Consider the following 18,732-nt stretch of genomic DNA (forward strand, 5'->3'; position numbering starts at 1 on the left):
GATCAACCGTTATCGCCGCCCGCGACCGGCAACACCGCGCCGGTGATATAGCTCGCCTCGTCGGATGCGAGGAAGAGAATCGGCGCGACCTGTTCGTCGAGGCTGCCGTAGCGCTTGAAAAAGGTCGATTCCCTGACCTGCTTCACCGCTTCGTTCATCCACTGTTTTTCCTGCTCGCTGTCGCCGGCCGCGTTACGCGGCACGCGTCGCGGCGGCGCTTCGGTGCCGCCCGGGGCCGCTGCGACCACGCGTATGTTGTGCTCTCCGTATTCCATCGCCAATGACTGCGTCATCGCATTGACGCCGCCCTTCGCCGCCGAATACGGCACGCGTCGAATGCCGCGCGTGGCGTTCGACGATACATTGACGATCGTCCCGCCACCGCGCGCGATCAGATGCGGCAGCACCGCATGGCACGCGTAGAGCGTGGGCATGAGCGAACGGCGGATTTCCGCATCGATCTGCGCGGGCTCGAACTCCGCGAACGGCCGCATGCGAATCGCGCCGCCGACGCCGTTGACGAGAATATCGATGCCGCCGAACGTGCGCACCGCATACGCCATCGCCGACGCCGCGCCTTCATACGTTTCCAGATCGGCGACGAATCCCGCCGTTTGCCCGCCTTGGGCTTCGGCCGCGACTTCGGCGACGAAATCCGCGCGGTCCACCAGCAGCACCTTCGCGCCCTCGGCCGCCGCGCGCAGTGCGACACCGCGCCCGATTCCCTGCGCCGCGCCCGTCACGACCATCACTTTGCCGTCGAATCGTCGCGCGCTCATGCTGTCACCGGCGCGGCGTTGGGCGTGAACTTCTCGTAGTGGAAGCTGTTGGGCTTCACGCCGTTATCGTCGAAGTGCTTGCGCACCGCATCGACCATCGGCGGCGGGCCGCAGAGATACACGTCCACATCGCCGTCGTTCAGCGACTCGGCGGGCATGTGCTGCGTCACCCAGCCCTTGCGCGGATGACTCGATTCCGCATCGGCGACGACCGTGCTGAACGTGAAGTTCGGCAGCTTCGCCGAGTACGCCTCGATGGCTTCGACCTGCACGAGATCGAGATCGCGCGTCACGCCGTAGATGAGATGCACCTTCTGTTGCGAGTTCGCACGCGCGAGCACTTCGAGCATCGAGAGGAACGGCGCGAGACCCGTGCCGCCCGCGAGGAACAGCAAGGGCCGTTCGACCGCGCGCAGATAGAAGCTGCCGAGCGGGCCGGTCAGTTCGACCGCGTGGCCGGCCTGCGCCGATTCGAGCCACGTGCTCATCACGCCGCCGGGAATCTTCTTGATGAGAAAGCTGATCTTCGTTTCGCCCGGCGCCGACGAGAACGAATACGAGCGATGCTGACCGCTGCCCGGCACGTCGATGTTGACGTACTGGCCCGGCAGGAAGACCGGCGCGGTCGTGGCCGCATCGACGTCGAGTTCGAGTACGACAGCGGCATCGTTGTGCGGCTCGATCTTCGTGACCGTCGCGGCGAACTTGCTTTGCGCCGTCTTGCACGCCGTGGACGACGCCGGCACCGCGATCACGCAATCGCTCGACGGCACCATCTGGCACGTGAGGACGAGACCGCTTTCCTTCTCGTCGTCGCTCAGCGCGTCTTCGATGTAGTCGTCACCGAGATCGTACGCGCCGCTTTCCGCGCGGCACTTGCAGGTGCCGCACACGCCGTCGGAGCAATCCATCGGCAGGTTGATCTTGGCGCGAAAGGCGGCGTCGAGCACCTTCTCGCCGGCCTTGCATTCGACAAAGCGCGTCACGCCGTCTTCGAAATTCAGTGCAATGTTGTAGCTGGACATAATGCCTCCTTCCTTCCAATCTCTTCCCGACACGGGGCTTCAGACGCGCTTCAGACGTGATAGACGTCGAGCACCTGACGGATGTAATCGTTCTTCAGCACGATCTTCTTGTGCGCAATCACGAGGATGTCGTCGACCTTTCGCAGCGTCACGAAAATCGTGCCGAAGAAATGGTCGGTCGTCTTGTAGCGATGATTGAGCGTGTTGAAGTTGTAGCGCACATCGACTTCGTTATCGCGCTCGGCCAGCACTTCCACGTTGGTGACGTTGTGGCTCGTGCGCGGCTCGGGCATCGAAGCGCCGCTGCGTTCGGTCTTGATGCGGAACACGCGGTCTTCGAGGCCGCCGCGATCCGGGTAATACATCAACGAGATCTGGCTTTCGTGATCGTCGGTGATCTGATCGTCGTCGTCCCAGGCGGGCATCCAGTACGTGACGTCTTCCGCATAGCAGCCGAGCCACTCGTCCCACTGGCGGTCGTCGAGGAAGCGCGCTTCGCGATACAGCGTCGCGCAGATCTTGTGGTAATCGAAGCTCATGCCGCCACCTCGCCTTGTTCCTTGTTGAGTGCGTCGCGCATGACGTTCACCCAGTATTCGTGCTGGACGACGAAGAGGCCTTCGTCTTCGCTGCGCTCGCCCGAGATGACGGGCTTCAGGCCCATGTTCTTCGCGTTGTCGTCGGCGCCGTGAATCCACAGCGGCGCGCCGCGCGAGAGGTCGTTCCACTTCGCCGTGATGCCGGCATAGCCCTGCTGACATGCGCGGAACTCTTCGAGGTCGTCGCTGGTGCCCATGCCCGTCACGTTGAAGAAGTCTTCGTACTGACGGATACGCGTCGCGCGGTCTTCGGCACTTTCGCCCTTCGGCGCGAAGCAGAAGATGCTGACTTCGGTCTTGTCCACGCCCAGGGGGCGCACCACGCGAATCTGCGTGCTGAACTGATCCATCAGGAACACGTTCGGATAGAGGCACAGATTGCGCGTCTGATTGACGATAAAGTCCGCCTGCACTTCGCCGACACGCGCCTTGATCTCGTCGCGATGCTGATACACCGGCCGCACTTCCGGATTCATGGTCTTGGTCCACAGCAGGATGTGGCCATAATCGAAGCCGTACACGCCCGCGACCGACTTGCTCCAGCTATTCGCATCGACGGCCTTGGTGCCTTCGACCTTGCGGCGGCCCATCGTCGCGGCATAGTTCCAGTGGACGGTGCTGACGTGATAGCCGTCGCAGCCGTTTTCCATCTGCATCTTCCAGTTGCCCTCGTAGATATACGAGGAATTGCCGCGCAACACTTCGAGCCCGTTCGGCGCCTGATCGACAATCTGATCGATGATGACTTTCGTCTCGCCGAGATAGTCTTCGAGCGGCATCGAATCGGCATTGAGGCTGCCGAACAGGAAACCGCGATAGCTTTCGAAGCGCGGCACCTTGCGCAGATCGTGCGAGCCGTGCGAGTTGAACTGAGCCGGATATTCGGTGGTCTTCTCGTCCTTTACCTTCAGGAGCTTGCCTGTGTTGGAGAAGGTCCAGCCGTGGAACGGGCACGTGAAGCTGCCCTTGTTGCCGTGCTTGCGGCGGCACAGCATCGCGCCCTTGTGGGCACACGCGTTGATGACCGCGTTCAGTTGACCGGTCTTGTCGCGGGTGACGACCACCGGCTGGCGGCCGATCCACGTCGTGTAGTAATCGTTGTTATTCGGAATCTGGCTTTCGTGCGCGAGATAAACCCAATTGCTCTCGAAGATATGCTTCATCTCCAGTTCATACAGATCGGCATTGGTGAAGATATCGCGGCGGCAGCGGAATACACCGCTTTCCTTGTCGTCCTGAACGGCGGTCTGGAGCAGTTCGTCGAGCTGACTGGCTTTGTCGGTAATGGCGGACATGTGTGCTCTCCCTATGCGTGCTTCGTCAGTGAAGCGCTGGCATCGGTGTCGAAAGATTCTTGCGGAGATTCGAGCGGCGACAGACCTGTCGCCGCCTGGTGATTTACGCCGTGGCGGAGACGCGCGGGCGATAGACGATCTGGTTATCCTTGCCCTGAACCAGCGTCGTCATCTGGATATCGAACTCGATTTCCTTGTATGCATCGGTCTTCAGTCCGAGCGCCTCGCCGCCGGTCTTCTCGACCACGTGCGGCACCAGTTCCTCGCGCGTTGCGTAGGCGAAGTCATCCCAGATCAGCGGATCGCCTTCGATGTTGATCTGCGTCGTCAGCTTGCGATGCTTCTCGCTCGTCGCGAAGAAGTGCACGTGCGCCGGACGGTTGCCATGACGCGCGATCGCGTTGAGCAATTGCTGCGTCGCACCGTGCGGCGGGCAGCCATAACCCACCGGCATGAGCGTGCGGAATTCGTATTTGCCGTCCGCGCCCGTCTTCACCGCGCCGCGCAGGTTGAAGTCGCTCTGTGCGCCCGTCGGGTCGAAGTGCGAATAGAAGCCCTTCGAATTCGCATGCCAGCATTCGATCAGTGCATTGGCGACAGGCTTGCCGTCCGGGCCCGTGACCGTGCCGCGGATAACGAGCGGGCCGGCGTTCTCATCGGGATCGAGGTCGATCTTCGAGACGCCTTCGCGAACCGGCGCGCCGGCGACATACAACGGGCCTTCGATGGTGCGCGGCGTGCCGCCGTGGATATCGGCTTCGCGATCTTCCGCGTCCATGCGAATGTCGAGATACTTTTCCAGCCCGAGGCCCGCGGCGAGCAACGCGGCTTCGCCATCCTGACCCAGCTTGTTGAAGTAATTGACACCGGCCCAGATTTCATCGGGCGTCATGTCGAGGTCGTCGATCGCCTTGAACAGGTCGCTCAGCAGGCGATGCGTGATCTCCTTCGTGCGAGCACTGCCGTCCTGACTTCCGAGGTTGGCAGCGGCCTTCAGCAGGTCCTGCACTTCCTTCGTATCGAACACATTGATGCTCATGTCTGCTCCTGAATCTCGCAATTTTCTGGTGGGGTTAACCCTTGCTTCAGCACCGATCGTGATATGCTCGGAAGGTATAGTCAGGTGTTGAAACAGAGCGTGAAGGCAGGATAATGGACGTAAAGAAGCCCAGTCCAACACTGATTTAGTATTGGGCTATATCCAGGAGGTATTGAATGGAGCTGCGACACCTGCGCTACTTCGTGGCGGTGGCGGAAGAACGGAACTTCACGCGCGCCGCGGAGCGGCTGCATATCGCGCAACCGCCCCTGAGCCGTCAGATACAGCAGCTCGAAGAGACGCTCGGCGTGCAGCTCTTCGAACGCAACTCGCGTCCGCTCAAGCTGACGGAGACCGGCAAGTTCTTTTATTCGCATGCCGTGCAACTGCTCGCGCAGACCGCCGAACTCGAATCCATGACGCGGCGCGTCGGCAATATCGAGCGCAGTCTTTCGGTCGGATTCGTCGGCTCGACGCTCTATGGCATGTTGCCGAAGATCATCCGGCGTTTCCGCGATGAAAACGCCACCGTCGAGCTGAGCCTGCACGAAATGTCGACGATGGATCAGATTCGCGCGCTGAAGGATGGCCGCATCGACGTCGGTTTCGGGCGCATTCGTCATGAGGATGCGAACATCCGCCGCGTGATTCTTCGCGAAGAAAAGCTGATCGTGGCGCTGCCCATCGGACATCCGCTGTCCATGGCGAAGCCGGTGCTTTCGCTGCGCGATCTCATCAACGAGACGCTGATCATCTTCCCGAAGGCGCCGCGTCCGAGTTATGCCGATCAGGTGTTGGCCGCCTTCCAGGATCGCGCGCTCGCGCCTCGCAAGGTCTATGAAGTGCGCGAATTGCAGATCGCGCTCGGGCTCGTCGCGGCGGGCGAAGGCATTTCCGTCGTGCCGAGCAGCGTATACGGCCTCAAGCGCGACGACGTGAGCTACAAGGAACTCGACGATCCGACGCTCGTCTCGCCCATCATCATGAGCATGCGCGCGCTCGACGAATCGCGCGACATCAAGGAAATGCTCGAACTCATCTATCGTCTGTACGACGAGGAACGGATCCCCTACACGCCTCGCACGGATCGAGGGCAATGACGCGCCATACCTCCGGGGTATCGCACTAGACGTCAACGGTGTTGGACATGCGGCAAACGGGCGCGCAATACTTCAGCAACCCACCCATTCCGACATTTCAGGTATGAACGCCCAAATCACCTCCGTCGAAGCGATTCTGGTTGATCTTCCGACCATCCGCGCGCATCAACTCGCCATGGCGACGATGCAGCAACAAACTCTCGTCATTGTCCGCCTGCGCACGAGCGACGGCATCGAGGGCATCGGCGAGGCCACGACTATCGGCGGCCTGTCTTACGGCGATGAAAGCCCCGAAGGCATCAAGCTGACCATCGACACGTATCTGGCGCCCGCGCTCATCGGGCAGGATGCGACGAACATCAACGCGGCGATGCTGCGGCTCAACAAGGTCGCGCGCGGCAACCGCTTCGCCAAGTGCGCGATCGAAACCGCGCTGCTCGACGGGCAAGGCAAGCGGCTCAACGTGCCCGTCGCCGAACTGCTCGGCGGCGCGGTGCGAAAGACACTGCCGGTGCTGTGGACACTCGCGAGCGGCGACACGCAGCGCGATATCGACGAAGCGGAAATGCTGCTCGCCGAACGCCGCCACAATACATTCAAGCTGAAGATCGGCCGTCGCAGCGTGCGCGATGACGTCGCGCATGTATCGAAGATCAAGGCCGCGCTCGGCGACCGCGCGAAAGTCACCGTCGATGTGAATCAGGCATGGAACGAGGCCGATGCGGCGCTCGGCATCGAGGCGCTGCAAGCCGCGGGCATCGACCTGATCGAGCAGCCGACGCCGCGCGAACAGCGCAGCGCGCTCGCACGGCTCGCCGCGCGCTTTATCGTGCCGATCATGGCCGACGAAGCGGTCACGGGCCCGGAAGACGCGCTCGAACTCGTGCGCCATGCCTGCGCCGACGTGTTCGCGCTCAAGATCGCGAAGTCGGGCGGCATCTACGGCATGATGCGCACCGCCGCCATCGCCGATGCGGCCGGCGTATCGCTGTACGGCGGCACGATGCTCGAAGGCAGCATCGGATCGATTGCGTCGGCGCATGGTTTCAGCGCGCTGCCGCAGCTCGCGTGGGGCACGGAACTGTTCGGGCCGCTCTTGCTGAAAGACGATATCGTCACGGCGCGCCCGCAGTATCGCGACTTCGATCTTCATCTGCCGGAAGGTCCGGGCCTCGGTCTTCAGATCGACGAAGACAAGCTTGCGTTTTATCGCCGCGACAAGAATAGCTAAACACAGGAGAAGACAGACATGCTTTATCTCGTACGAATGGACGTTCATCTGCCGCACGACATGCCCGCCGAAAAGGCCGAGGAAATCAAGGCGCGCGAAAAGGCCTACTCGCAAGGGCTGCAACGCGAAGGCAAGTGGCAGCAGCTGCATCGCGTGGTTGGCGAATACGCGAACTACAGCGTGTTCGATGTCGAATCGCACGACGAACTGCACACCATTCTGTCCGGCCTGCCGCTCTTTCCGTACATGACAATGAAGGTGACGGCGCTCGCGCATCATCCGTCGTCGATCCGCTAAAACGGCATACGGCACGCATGAAACGCGCCGTGTTATCGGCAGAGGGCATGGGAGACTGGTCTGTCTCCGCGGTCAGCGCGGGGCTGCTCGCCGTCATCATCTCGTATGCCGGACCGCTCGCGATCTTCTTTCAGGCCGCGCATGCGGCGCATGTCGGCAACGAGGTGGTCGCGTCGTGGGTATGGTCCATTTCGATGGGCGCGGCGCTCTCCGGCATCGTGCTGAGCGCGTGGCTGAAGCAGCCGGTCATCACGGCATGGTCCGCGCCCGGCACGGCGCTGCTCGTCACGCTCTTTCCCGGCATGCCGGTGAGCGAGGCGATCGGCGCGTATATCGTGGCGGGCGCGTGCATCTTCGCGCTCGGCGTGTCCGGTTTCTTCGACCAGATCGTCAAGCGCATACCCAAAGGCATCGCCTGCGCGATGATGGCGGGCATCCTCTTTCAGTTCGGCGTCAACGTGTTCAAATCGGTGGCCGTCACGCCGGCGCTCGCGCTGGGCATGCTGGCGAGCTTCATCGTTTTCCGCCGCTTTGCGCCGCGCTATTGCCTCATTCTGGTTCTCGCGTTCGGCGGCGTGCTCGCCGTGGCGCTCGGGCTGACGCATTTCGAATCGGTCAGCCTGCACATCACGCGGCCCGTGTTCACGATGCCCACGTGGAGCTGGCAATCCACCGTGAGTCTCGCGGTGCCGCTCGTCATCGTCAGTCTGACGGGGCAGTTCTTGCCGGGCTTCGCCATCTTGCGCGCCTCGGGCTACGAGACGCCGACGCGCCCCGTCCTCGTGACGACGAGCGCAGCGTCGATGCTGGTTGCGTTCTCGGGCGGCATCACCATCGTCATCGCGGCGATCACCGCGGCGCTATGCACGGGGCCCGACGCGCATCGCGATCCGCGGCGCCGCTATGTCGCGGGCATCGCCAACGGGCTCTTCTATCTCATCGGCGGATGCTTCGCCGGGACCGTCGTCATGTTGTTCGCCGCGCTGCCGAACGCGTTCGTCGCGGTGCTCGCGGGTCTCGCGCTGCTCGGTGCGATCGCGGCCAATATCGTCGGGCTGGTGCAGGACGAAGCGCATCGCGAAGCGTCGTTCATCACGTTCATCGCGACGGCTTCGAACATGAGCTTTCTCGGTCTCGGCTCGGCGTTCTGGGGCATCGTGCTCGGCACGCTCGCGCATCTGGTGCTGGGCCGCGCGCGGCCCACACGATGAGCGTCATCAGGAAGCGCTTTGCGAGTCGCCATCGACCGGAATGATCTGGCCGGATATCGAGTGTCCCGCACGCGACGCGAGAAATACCGCGAGCGCGGCGATATCGGCCGGATCGACGAAGCGTCTGATCGACTGATTCGCGAGCGCCGCGTTGCGCTCTTCGTCCACGCTGCGCCCGCTGACCGACGCGCGCCCTTCCAGAACCTGCTGAATGCGCGGGCCTTCCACCGCGCCGGGCAGAATGGCGTTGACGCGGATACCGAACTCGCCGAGCTCGCGCGACAGCGTTTTCGTGAAGCCGACGAGCCCCCATTTGGTCACGGCATAGGGGCTGCGGTTCGGATAGCCGAACCGTCCCGCGAGCGACGACATCACCACGATCGTGCCCGCGGAAGACTGCTTCAGATGAGGAATCGCATGTTGCGTCACGATGAACGTGCCGGTGAGATTCACGCGCAGCACGCTTTCCCAGGCATCCGGGTCCAGCGTCTCCACGCTGGCGGCGGGACCGGCGATACCCGCATTGTTGATGAGCACGTCGATGCCGCCGAGCGCGGCCGCGGCATCGTCGACCATGCGCGCCGCCGCGGCGCGATCGCCGATATCGCATACCGATGTGAGAACGCCGGGCGCGTGCTCCTGCAATCGCGAGAGCGCGGCTTCATCGATATCGCAAACGAATACCTTCGCGCCGGCGGCTACGAACGCGTCGGCGATCGCGCGGCCGATTCCGCTCGCGCCCGCGGTCACGAGCACGCGCTGAGCCGTGGATGTCGTCATGGCGCGCTCCATCAACCGCACGCGGCGCGGATGAACTCGGGCACGGGAACGGCCTTCAGCCGCCCGTCGGCCTGCTTGATGCACAATGCGCGGGTCGCGCGGCCGTCGCAGATCAAGGTATCGCCGCGCATGATGCGATGGTTCTGAATGAACACCTTGCCGCGCCATTCTTCGACGCTGCTATGCACCTCCAAGGTTTCCCCGTACGTCGCCGAAGTATGAAAGCGCGTGTGGATTTCCAGGAGCGGCGCGCCGATGCAGTTCGGCAGGTCCGTCATCGCGCGCCAGGGCGGCAGGCCGCACTGAATGAAATAATCGTGCGAGGCGGCGTCCATCCAGCGCGAGAAGTTTGGAAAGAACACGATGCCCGCCGGGTCGCAATCGCCGAATTGCACGTCGATACGGTAGATGGTTTCCTTGCTCATGAGTCCATGACCCTCCTTCGAATAACCTCATTGTGCCCGTCCCGGCGTCGCGACACTGTCGGTCGCGCGACAATCGTGAGCCCGAAGCCATGACCCGCCGCAAGCGCATGTCCGCGCCGTCGCTCACCCTCGACGAACTGCTCGGGCAGTCGTCGTGGTTCGTGCGGCTCGACGCGCCCGCGCAGGCACGCGTGCGCGCGCACGCGTCGGAGCGCGCCGTCGCCATGGGCCAGGTGCTCGGCCATCATGGCGAGCGGCAACACGTCTGGTTCGGCATGCTCGAAGGCCTCATCAAATGGTCGATCACCGCGCGCGACGGACAAACCGTGACGCTCGGCGGCCAGTCGGTCGGCAGCTGGTTCGGCGAAGGCACGCTGATCCGCGGCACGCCGCGCCAGTCCGATCTCATCGCTCTTCGCGACAGCCGCGTTGCGCAGATTCCGGCCGCCACGTTCGACTGGCTGCGCGCGCATCAGCCGTCGTTCAACGAATTCCTGCTGTTGCAGGTCAACGAGCGCCTGCACTGGTTCATGGCCGTCGCCGCCGCGCACGGCCTGCTCGATACCGACAGCCTCGTCGCGCGCGCGCTCGTGGGCATGATTCATCCTTTGTCGAACCCGGGCGGCGCGAATCATTTGCGCATCTCGCAGGAGGAGCTCGCGAATCTCGCGGCCGTGTCGCGTCAGACCTGCAACAAGGCGATGAGCCGCTTCAAGCAGGCCGGCCTCGTGCGCACCGAGTACGGCGAAATTGTCATCCTCGATCTGCCGGGCTTGCAGGCCATCGCGCAATAGTCCTGCTCGTATACGCTGACCTTAACTGTCGCCCGATCGACAGTTGTGATCATGCGTGCCCGAAATAATGCGTGTCATACCCGATAACGGAGACACGCAATGAATCGCATTCGTTCGCTGACCGGCGCGCCGGCCATCGACAGTTCGCCCGGCCGTTCCGCCGAAGACGCCGTCTTTCGCAAGATCAGTGCGCGCGTCATGCCGCTCGTGCTGATCGCTTATGTGTTCGCCTTTCTCGACCGCATCAACATCGGCTACGCGCAACTGCAGATGAAGCAGGATCTCGCGTTCTCCGACGCCGTGTACGGCCTCGGCGCGGGCATCTTCTTCGTCACCTATCTGCTGTTCGAAGTGCCCAGCAATCTGCTGCTCGAAAAGATCGGCGCGCGGCTCACGTTCCTGCGCATCATGGTGCTGTGGGGCCTGACGTCCGCGGCCACCGCGTTCGTCTCGGCGCCGTGGCAGTTCTATGCGATCCGCCTGATGCTCGGCGTCTTCGAGGCCGGCTTCTTCCCCGGCATCATCCTGTATCTCACGTACTGGTATCCGAGCCAGCGCCGCGGCCGCGTGACGGGACTCTTCCTCTTCGGCATGCCGATCACCGGCGTGCTCGGCGGTCCACTGTCGGGCATGATCATGAGCGGCATGGAAGGGTTCGGCGGCATGCACGGCTGGCAGTGGCTCTTCATCGTCGAGGGCTTGCCCACGGTCCTCCTCGGGTTCCTGCTCTACCGCATGCTGCCGAACAAGCCCGCCGAAGCGGCGTGGCTGAGTCAGGCGGAAAAAGAGACGGTGCGCGCGGCCATGACCGCCGACCACAAGCACGACGCCGCGCACGGCGGCCACGGCAAGCTGCTTGCCGCCCTCGCCGATCCGATGACCTACGTGCTCGCCTTCGTCTACTTCTGCGCGGCGTGCGCCGTCTACACCGTGACCTTCTGGCTGCCGACGATGATCAAGGGCATCGGCATCGCCAACTTGTCGACGATCGGCTGGTTCACCGCCGTCCCCTACTTCTTCGGCGCGCTCGGCGTGCTCGTCATCAGCCGCAGCTCGGACCGCTTCGGCGAGCGCCGCTGGCATGTCGGCGGCACGCTCGCCATCGGGGCGATCGCGCTGGCATCGACTTCTTTCGCCGGGGCGGGCGTCGGTCCGGTCATGACGCTGCTGTGCATCGCTTCGTTCTTCATCTTCGGCGGCGGTTCGCTCTTCTGGTCGATTCCGCCGACTTATCTCGGCCGCGACGCCGCCGCCGCGGGCATCGCGGTCATCAGTTCGCTCGGCATTCTCGGCGGCTTCGTCAGTCCGACGGTGATCGGCTGGATCAAGGGCGCGACGGGCAGCATTCAGACCGGCCTGCTCGCGCTGACCGCGGTGGTGCTGATCGGCTGCCTGACGGTGCTGATCGGCCTGCCCAAGCGTGCCCTGCGGGTAGGAACGGACGCCGCGCAATCCTGAAAAAACTTCATTCGGAGACACACATCATGAGCAAACCCAAAGTCATCGTGACGGTCGCGCCCACGGGCGGCATGGCGACCAAGAAGATGAACCCGAACCTGCCGACGCAGCCGCGCGAAATCGCCGACGATACCTACCGCTGCTACAACGCCGGGGCGAGCGTCGTCGCCGTGCATGCGCGCCGTCCGGACGATCAGGCGACCTGCAACCCCGCGATCTACAGCGAGATCAACAGCCTCATCCGTGGCAAGTGCGACATCATCCTGAACAATTCGACCGGCGGCGGCATCAACGGCGACATGGTGCGCGCGCTCGACAACGGCCTGTGGGAAATCATGTGGGAAGAGCGCCTGAAGGGCATGCAGGCCGAAGGCGTCGAAATGTGCACGCTCGATGCGCAGACCGTGATCGCGAGCTTCGAAGGCAAGGAAATTCTGGTGGCCACGCCGCCGTCGCGCATCCGGCAGATCGCGGGCATGATGAAGGAACGCGGCATCAAGCCCGAATGGGAAGTGTTCGGCCTCGCGGACATCGTTCAGGACGTTCAGCGCGCGCTGAACGAAGGCCTCGACGACGCGCCGCATTTCATCAACATCGTCATCGGCGCGAATGCGTTTCAGGGCGCGCTGCCCTATACGCCGCGCCTCTTGCAGACGATGGTCGATCATCTGCCGGCGAACACCGTGTTCAATGTCAGCGCGATCGGCGCGGCGCAGTTGCCGGCCGCGATGAACTCGCTCCTGCTGGGCGGACACGTGCGCGTCGGGCTGGAGGACAACCTGTACTATCGGCAGGGGCAACTGGCGACCAACGTGCAACTGGTCGAACGGCTCGTGCGGCTGGTGCGCGAGATGGGCTACGAGCCAGCCACGCCCGCCGAAGCACGCGAGATCATCGGCCTTGCGCCATTGCGCGACGAAGCCGCCGCCGAGTCGCTGGAGACATGCAAATGACGGACCCAACAATCGAACGCGTCGCGGTAGTCGGCACGGGCGTGATCGGCGCGAGCTGGGCCGCGTATTTTCTGGCGCGCGGGCTTCAGGTATCGGCGACGGACCCCGCGCCCGGCGCGCGTGAACGGCTCACGGCAGCCGTCGCGCGGCACTGGCCGGCGCTCGAACGGATCGGCTTGTCGAACGGCGCGTCGCAGTCGAATCTGACCTTTCACGAAGATCTGGAAAGCGCGCTGTCCGGCGCGCAGTTCGTGCAGGAGAACGGGCCGGAACGCGAAGACCTCAAGCTCGATCTGCTGCGCAGAATGGATGCGGCGTTGCCCGAGGACGTCGTGATCGCATCGAGCACGTCCGGTCTTCTGATGAGCCGCGTGCAGCGTGCATGCCGTCATCCGTCGCGCGTCGTGCTCGGGCATCCGTTCAATCCGCCGCATCTGATTCCGCTCGTCGAAGTGATCGGCGGCGAAGCGACCTCCGCGGTTTCGCTCGAACGCGCGATGGCCTTCTACCGCGCGATCGGCAAGCGGCCCATCCATCCGCGCAAGGAGCTGAAAGGTCACATTGCCAACCGCCTGCAGGCGGCGCTGTGGCGCGAGGCGTTTCATCTCGTGTCGATCGGCGCGGCCAGCGTCGCGGATATCGACGACGCCATCGCCTACGGTCCCGGCCTGCGATGGGCGGTGCTTGGACCGTTCGCGAATCTGCATCTGTCGGGCGGAGAAGGCGGCCTGCAACATACGCTCGACCATCTCGGCCCGCCGATGCAAAGCTGGTGGGACGATCTCGGCGCCCCCGAACTGACGCCCGAGCTTCAGCGCAAAGTCGTCGACGGGATGAACGCGGCGCTCGACGGCCGCTCGCGGGAGTCGATGGAAACGGAGCGCGACCGCGTCATGCTGGAACTGCTGAAGGCGCGGCGCGACCTATAGCGCCGCCCGTGCTTCAAGCCGCGTATTGCTCCTCGACAGGCCGCTTCGACGCATCGCGGAACATCCGCCCGATCCGCGCGCGGTCCACCTTGCCCTGCTCGGTCAGCGGCACGCGCGGCACGGCGATCATCCGCACGGCCTGCGCGACTCTCGCGCCGCACGCCGTTTCGAGCACGCGCAGGCAATCGTAGATATCGATGTGCCTGCCCGGCCACGGCACGGCCACCACGTTCCACACATAGCCGCAGGTCGCGTCGCCGCTCGATACGGCGCGCGCGTAACGCACGTCGGGCAAGGCGCATAGCGGCGCTTCGATCTGCGCCGGGCCGATGGCGCGGCCATCGATCTCGGCGACATCCGCCGCGCGCCCGAGCACATGCAGATTGAGCTTCGCGTCGATGAAGCCGACATCGCCCGTGAGGCACCAGCCGTCGCGGAATTTCTGCGCCGATTCGACCGGCTGGCGATAGTAGCCCTGCGCCATCGCCGCCGACCTCACTTCGATGAGGCCGTGCTGCCCCGTGCGCGCGAACGTGCCATCGGCGCGGCGCAGGCGCACGTCGACGCCGGGCCGGATGCGCCCGGCGCTGTCCAGCAGGCCCGGATCGGACAGATAGTCCGCGGGCGACAGCACGCTCACGAGCCCCGCTTCGCTCGCGCCGTACATGTGCGTGAGCACCGGGCCGAGCCGGGCAATCGCGCGCCGCCGCAGGATGGCGGGCGCCGACCCGCCGATATGCGCGATCGAGCGCAGCGAAGACAGATCGCGATGCCGGACGTCCGCGTGATCCATCGTCTCGAAGAGCTGCGGCTCGACGAGCAGGACATCGGTGATGCGTTCGGCTTCGATGGCCGCGAGCGTTCCGGCGGCGTCGTAGTGCGGTTCGAGCACGACCGTGCCGCCGCCCATCAGCGTGTTGTCGACGAGCACCTGCGAGAGATAAGCCAGCGCGCCATTGACGAGCTGACGCCGGTCCGCCGGGCTCGGCGCGCTGACCATCGCCGAGTAGGTGGCGAAGCTGCGCCGGCTCGCTTTCGGCACGCCGGTCGAGCCGCCCGACGACACGACCACGGCGAGATCGTCGGGCATCGCACCGCTTGCTATCGGGGAATCGCACTGCACGCGCGCGCGAATGTCCAGGCGCAAGCGCGCGGGACCGGCGCCCACATACGCGAGACGCGCCGCGCAACGCGGCGGCACGAGATCCGCGGTCTCGGCGAAAGCGACGAGCAGCGTCGGCTGCATGCGCGCCACGAAGGCCGCGCGACGTTCCGCCGATGCGATTGCCGGCAGGAACATCGTGGCCGCGCCGAGCAGGTTCGTCGCATAGCGGATGGCGAGCGCATCGGGGCAATTCGGCGCGAACATCGCGACGAAATCGCCGCGCCCGATACCGAGCGATTGCAGCGCGCGGGCGTATCGATAGACCGACGCGCGCAACGCGCCGGCCGTCACGTCTTCGCCGAGATAGCGCAGGACCGCGCGGCCAGCGTCTCGATCGAGCCGGTCGAGCAGGACATCGACATAAGTTTTCATGACTGCATCCCTCCTTGGTGAGCGATGGATGCAGTCTGCGCGCGCAGAATGAGCCGGAAATGAGCGGCTACGCGAACGCTTTCGAGAGCACGTCGCCAATGGCTTCAGCAGCCGTTTCGACGTTGCGCCCGTTCAGCGCCGCCACGCACATGCGGCCCGAGCGGATCAGATAGACGCCGTGCCGTTCGCGCAGCGCATCGACCTGTTCGGAGGACAGCCCCGTGTAGGTGAACATGCCGCGCTGCTCCAGATACCGCGCGAGCATGGCATCCGGCACGTTGCCGCGCAAACGCGCGTGAATCGCGACGCGCATGCGTTCGATGCGCTTGCACATCGACGCGAGTTCGTCCTGCCATGCCTCGCGCAGCGCCGGCGTCGTCAGCACGCGCGCGACGATCTTCGCGCCATGCGTCGGCGGGTTGCTGTAGTTCGAGCGCACCGCGCCCGTCAACTGGCCGAGCACGCGCGCGGCCGTTTCCGCCGATTCGCAGATCACCGAGAGCGCGCCGCACCGCTCGCCGTACAGCGAAAAGTTCTTCGAGAACGAATTGGCGACGAACCCGGGCACGTTCTGACGCACGAGCTCGCGAATCGCGAAGGCGTCGGCATCGAGCCCCGCGCCGAAGCCCTGATACGCCATGTCGATGAACGGCAGCAGATCGCGCGCCTTCATCACGCCGATGAGTTCGGCCCATTGCGCATCGTTCAGATCGACGCCCGTCGGGTTGTGACAGCACGCGTGCAGCAGCACCACGCTCTTCGCGGGCAGATCGCGGATCGCCGCGGCCATCGCGTCGAACCTGAGGCCGCCGGTTTCGTCGTCGTAGTACGGGTAGGTGCCGACCGTAAAGCCCGCGCGCTCGAAGATGAAGCGATGGTTGTCCCACGTCGGATCGCTGACCCAGACGTGGCTGCCGGGGAAATAGCGCTTGATGAAATCCGCGCCGATCTTGAGCGCGCCCGAGCCGCCCAGGGTCTGCACGGTGGCGATGCGGCCTTCGGCGCGCGCGGCCGAAGCCTCGCCGAAGACGAGCGATTGCACCGCGTCGCGATACGCGGCGAGGCCCGACATCGGCAGGTACGGTTTCGCGGCGGGCTCCGCCAGCATTTGCGCTTCGGCTTCGCGCACGGCGCGCATGACCGGCAGACGGCCCTCGTCGTCGAAGTAGATGCCGATGCTCAAGTTGACCTTGTCCTCGCGCGGGTCCTTCGCGAAGTCTTCGTTCAGCGTAAGGATCGGATCGCCGGGATAGGCATCGATGTGTTCGAACATGAAAGTCTCCTTCAAACGTCAGATGCGCGACGGCATCGCCGCACTCGCGCGGCGACGATTGCGAACGGCATAACCCACGCCCAGCACGACGAGCCACACCGGAATCAGATAGACCGACATGCGCAGATCGGGAATCAGGCACATGATCACCAGAATGCCGCCGAGGAACGCGAGGCACAGATAGTTGGTGAGCGGATAGCCGAAGCTCTTGAACACGGTCGTTTCACCCGCACGGGCTTTCGCGCGGCGGAATTGCAGATGGATGAGACTGATCATCGCCCAGTTGATGATGAGCGCCGACACCACAAGCCCCATCAGCAACTCGAACGCCTTGCCCGGCATCAGATAATTGATGAGCACGCAGGCAGCGGTCGCGAGCGCCGAGACGCCGAGCGCGATCAGCGGAATGCCGCGCTTGTTGACCTTGAGCAGCGCGCGCGGTGCATTGCCTTGCTGCGCGAGACCGTAGAGCATGCGGCTGTTGCAGTACACGCCGCTGTTATAGACCGAGAGCGCCGCCGTCAGCACCACCGCGTTCAGCACGTGCGCGACGATGTTGCTGTTCATCGCGTGGAAGATCAGCACGAACGGGCTGCCGCCGGTGACGACCTTCGTCCACGGATACAGCGAGAGCAGCACGCCGAGCGCGCCCACGTAGAAAATCAGGATGCGATAAATCACCTGATTGGTCGCTTGCGGAATGGTGCGCGAAGGATCGTCCGCTTCGGCAGCCGTGATGCCCACGAGTTCGAGCCCGCCGAACGAGAACATGATGACGGCCATCGCCATGACGAGGCCCGACGCGCCGTTCGGGAAGAAGCCGCCGTGACGCCACAGATTGCTCACGCTCGCTTCCGGTCCGGCCGCGCCCGAGAACAGCAGATAGCCGCCGAAGCCGATCATGCCGACGATCGCCACGACCTTCACGATCGCGAACCAGAACTCCAGTTCGCCGTAGGACTTGACGCTCGTGAGATTGATCGCGTTGATGAGGCAGAAGCAGACGAGCGCGGAGACCCATGTCGGAATGCCCGGCCACCAGTACTGCACGTAGATGCCGACGGCGGAAAGCTCGGCCATCGACACGAGAATGTAGAGCACCCAGTAATTCCAGCCCGACAGGAAGCCCGCGTATTGCCCGCAGTATTTATCCGCGAAATGGCTGAACGAACCTGCGACGGGCTCGTCGACGACCATCTCGCCCAACTGCCGCATGATGAAAAAAGCGACGATGCCCGCGATCGCATAGCCGAGCAGCACCGACGGTCCCGCCGATTTGATCGTCTGCGCGATGCCAAGAAACAAGCCGGTTCCGATCGCGCCGCCGAGCGCGATCAACTGAATGTGACGGTTCTTCAGGCCGCGTTTGAGCGTGCCGTGTCCCTCATGTGCCACGTGTCTCTCTCCTAATGCTCGATTTAGGGGAAACAGTGTAAATTTGTTGCCGCACAATATGATTTCCTAAAGCGCGCAGACAAACCCTAGTTTGCGAGCCCGGATTTCATCACCGGGCCCATTGGAGAAATTAAATTGCAGACTATCGAGATCGATCGTATCGACCTGCGTTTGCTCGGGATGCTGCAGTCCCGCGGACGCATCTCCAATCTCGAGCTTGCGGAGGCGATCAATCTGTCGCCCGCGCAGACGCTGCGGCGGCATCGGCGGCTGGAAGAGCTGGGTGTGATCAAGGGCTATGAGACGCGGCTCGACGCGCAGGCGCTCGGCTTTGGCGTCGTCGCGTTCATTCAGGTGACGATGGAACGCGGCCACGTGCGCGACCTCGCCAAGTTCAAGGGCGTGGTCGGCAGGCTCGCGGAGATACAGGAATGCTTCGCCGTCACGGGCGATATCGATTACATGCTGAAGGTGATCGCGCGGGATCTCAAGGGCCTGTCGGAGTTTCTGCTCGACACGCTGATGCGCATTCCCGGCGTGAGCGGCGTGAAATCGAGCGTCTGTCTCGACGAACTGAAGTGCGTGAGCGCGGTGCCGCTGGAGACGTGACGC

At 63.9% G+C, this 18,732-nt stretch carries 19 protein-coding genes; 9 read left to right on the forward strand and 10 right to left on the reverse strand.

Annotation, left to right across the window (positions count from 1 at the left end; all coding sequences use genetic code 11):
* Positions 1 to 2 precede the first annotated feature (2 nt).
* The 5 genes from benD to catA all read right to left on the reverse strand — a co-directional run bounded on the left by benD (position 3) and on the right by catA (position 4,737).
* Positions 3 to 779: a benzoate diol dehydrogenase BenD gene (benD, locus tag LY284_RS25170; protein ID WP_233388581.1), complete on the reverse strand. Its 777-nt coding sequence runs from the start codon at positions 777 to 779 to the stop codon at positions 3 to 5.
* A complete protein-coding gene (gene benC / locus LY284_RS25175) occupies positions 776 to 1,804 on the reverse strand; it encodes a benzoate 1,2-dioxygenase electron transfer component BenC (RefSeq protein ID WP_045459953.1) in 1,029 nt (342 codons plus the stop codon). The genes benD and benC overlap by 4 nt, the downstream gene beginning before the upstream one ends.
* 50 nt (positions 1,805 to 1,854) lie before the next feature.
* A complete protein-coding gene (gene benB, locus LY284_RS25180; protein WP_014251994.1) occupies positions 1,855 to 2,343 on the reverse strand; it encodes a benzoate 1,2-dioxygenase small subunit in 489 nt (162 codons plus the stop codon).
* Positions 2,340 to 3,698 carry a Rieske 2Fe-2S domain-containing protein gene (locus tag LY284_RS25185; RefSeq protein WP_014251993.1) on the reverse strand — a complete coding sequence of 453 codons (1,359 nt, stop codon included), beginning with the start codon at positions 3,696 to 3,698 and terminating at the stop codon, positions 2,340 to 2,342. The genes benB and LY284_RS25185 overlap by 4 nt, the downstream gene beginning before the upstream one ends.
* Positions 3,699 to 3,801: 103 nt before the next feature.
* Positions 3,802 to 4,737: a catechol 1,2-dioxygenase gene (catA, locus tag LY284_RS25190; RefSeq protein WP_045459949.1), complete on the reverse strand. Its 936-nt coding sequence runs from the start codon at positions 4,735 to 4,737 to the stop codon at positions 3,802 to 3,804.
* A gap of 176 nt (positions 4,738 to 4,913) precedes the next feature.
* Between catA and LY284_RS25195 the strand changes: the two genes are divergently transcribed.
* The 4 genes from LY284_RS25195 (at position 4,914) to LY284_RS25210 (ending at position 8,576) form a co-directional block, all read left to right on the forward strand.
* Positions 4,914 to 5,837, forward strand: a complete 924-nt coding sequence (locus tag LY284_RS25195; RefSeq protein ID WP_014251991.1) for a LysR family transcriptional regulator — start codon at positions 4,914 to 4,916, stop codon at positions 5,835 to 5,837.
* Positions 5,838 to 5,940: 103 nt separating this feature from the next.
* Complete coding sequence (locus tag LY284_RS25200) at positions 5,941 to 7,068, forward strand: muconate/chloromuconate family cycloisomerase (protein WP_233388583.1); 1,128 nt, start codon at positions 5,941 to 5,943, stop codon at positions 7,066 to 7,068.
* Between the two features lie 18 nt (positions 7,069 to 7,086).
* Positions 7,087 to 7,365, forward strand: coding sequence for a muconolactone Delta-isomerase (gene catC / locus LY284_RS25205; protein WP_014251989.1), 279 nt, complete (start codon positions 7,087 to 7,089; stop codon positions 7,363 to 7,365).
* A gap of 47 nt (positions 7,366 to 7,412) precedes the next feature.
* Positions 7,413 to 8,576 (forward strand): benzoate/H(+) symporter BenE family transporter, encoded by a 1,164-nt coding sequence (locus LY284_RS25210; protein WP_233388585.1) that lies wholly within the window; start codon positions 7,413 to 7,415, stop codon positions 8,574 to 8,576.
* A 6-nt stretch (positions 8,577 to 8,582) separates the two neighbouring features.
* Here the strand turns inward: LY284_RS25210 and LY284_RS25215 are convergent, their stop codons facing one another.
* Both LY284_RS25215 and LY284_RS25220 read right to left on the reverse strand, forming a co-directional pair.
* Complete coding sequence (locus LY284_RS25215) at positions 8,583 to 9,356, reverse strand: SDR family oxidoreductase (protein WP_233388587.1); 774 nt, start codon at positions 9,354 to 9,356, stop codon at positions 8,583 to 8,585.
* A gap of 11 nt (positions 9,357 to 9,367) precedes the next feature.
* Positions 9,368 to 9,781, reverse strand: coding sequence for a thioesterase family protein (locus LY284_RS25220; protein ID WP_233388589.1), 414 nt, complete (start codon positions 9,779 to 9,781; stop codon positions 9,368 to 9,370).
* Between the two features lie 89 nt (positions 9,782 to 9,870).
* Here LY284_RS25220 and LY284_RS25225 point away from each other — a divergent pair, with 89 nt between their 5' ends.
* From LY284_RS25225 to LY284_RS25240, 4 genes are all read left to right on the forward strand, one after another.
* The gene (locus LY284_RS25225; protein WP_233388590.1) at positions 9,871 to 10,575 is read left to right on the forward strand and encodes a Crp/Fnr family transcriptional regulator; all 705 of its coding nucleotides are present in this window, start codon (positions 9,871 to 9,873) and stop codon (positions 10,573 to 10,575) included.
* 99 nt (positions 10,576 to 10,674) lie between these two features.
* On the forward strand, positions 10,675 to 12,033 hold the full coding sequence (locus LY284_RS25230; RefSeq protein WP_233388592.1) for an MFS transporter: 1,359 nt from the start codon (positions 10,675 to 10,677) through the stop codon (positions 12,031 to 12,033).
* Positions 12,034 to 12,059: 26 nt separating this feature from the next.
* Positions 12,060 to 12,986, forward strand: coding sequence for a 3-keto-5-aminohexanoate cleavage protein (locus LY284_RS25235; RefSeq protein ID WP_233388594.1), 927 nt, complete (start codon positions 12,060 to 12,062; stop codon positions 12,984 to 12,986).
* Positions 12,983 to 13,915 (forward strand): 3-hydroxyacyl-CoA dehydrogenase NAD-binding domain-containing protein, encoded by a 933-nt coding sequence (locus LY284_RS25240; RefSeq protein ID WP_233388596.1) that lies wholly within the window; start codon positions 12,983 to 12,985, stop codon positions 13,913 to 13,915. The genes LY284_RS25235 and LY284_RS25240 overlap by 4 nt, the downstream gene beginning before the upstream one ends.
* 13 nt (positions 13,916 to 13,928) lie before the next feature.
* On the opposite strand, the gene LY284_RS25245 is transcribed toward LY284_RS25240, so the two are convergent.
* The 3 genes from LY284_RS25245 to LY284_RS25255 all read right to left on the reverse strand — a co-directional run bounded on the left by LY284_RS25245 (position 13,929) and on the right by LY284_RS25255 (position 18,120).
* Positions 13,929 to 15,452, reverse strand: a complete 1,524-nt coding sequence (locus tag LY284_RS25245) for a class I adenylate-forming enzyme family protein (RefSeq protein ID WP_233388598.1) — start codon at positions 15,450 to 15,452, stop codon at positions 13,929 to 13,931.
* Between the two features lie 67 nt (positions 15,453 to 15,519).
* Positions 15,520 to 16,725: an amino acid aminotransferase gene (locus LY284_RS25250; protein ID WP_233388600.1), complete on the reverse strand. Its 1,206-nt coding sequence runs from the start codon at positions 16,723 to 16,725 to the stop codon at positions 15,520 to 15,522.
* 18 nt (positions 16,726 to 16,743) lie between these two features.
* Entirely contained in the window at positions 16,744 to 18,120 is a 1,377-nt protein-coding gene (locus tag LY284_RS25255; RefSeq protein ID WP_233388602.1) for an amino acid permease, read from the reverse strand.
* Between the two features lie 135 nt (positions 18,121 to 18,255).
* On the opposite strand from LY284_RS25255, the gene LY284_RS25260 reads away from it, so the two are divergent.
* On the forward strand, positions 18,256 to 18,729 hold the full coding sequence (locus tag LY284_RS25260; protein WP_045459923.1) for an Lrp/AsnC family transcriptional regulator: 474 nt from the start codon (positions 18,256 to 18,258) through the stop codon (positions 18,727 to 18,729).
* The last annotated feature ends 3 nt before the right edge of the window (positions 18,730 to 18,732 follow it).

It is taken from the genome of Caballeronia sp. PC1, from assembly GCF_021353155.1.
GTDB lineage: Bacteria > Pseudomonadota > Gammaproteobacteria > Burkholderiales > Burkholderiaceae > Caballeronia > Caballeronia cordobensis.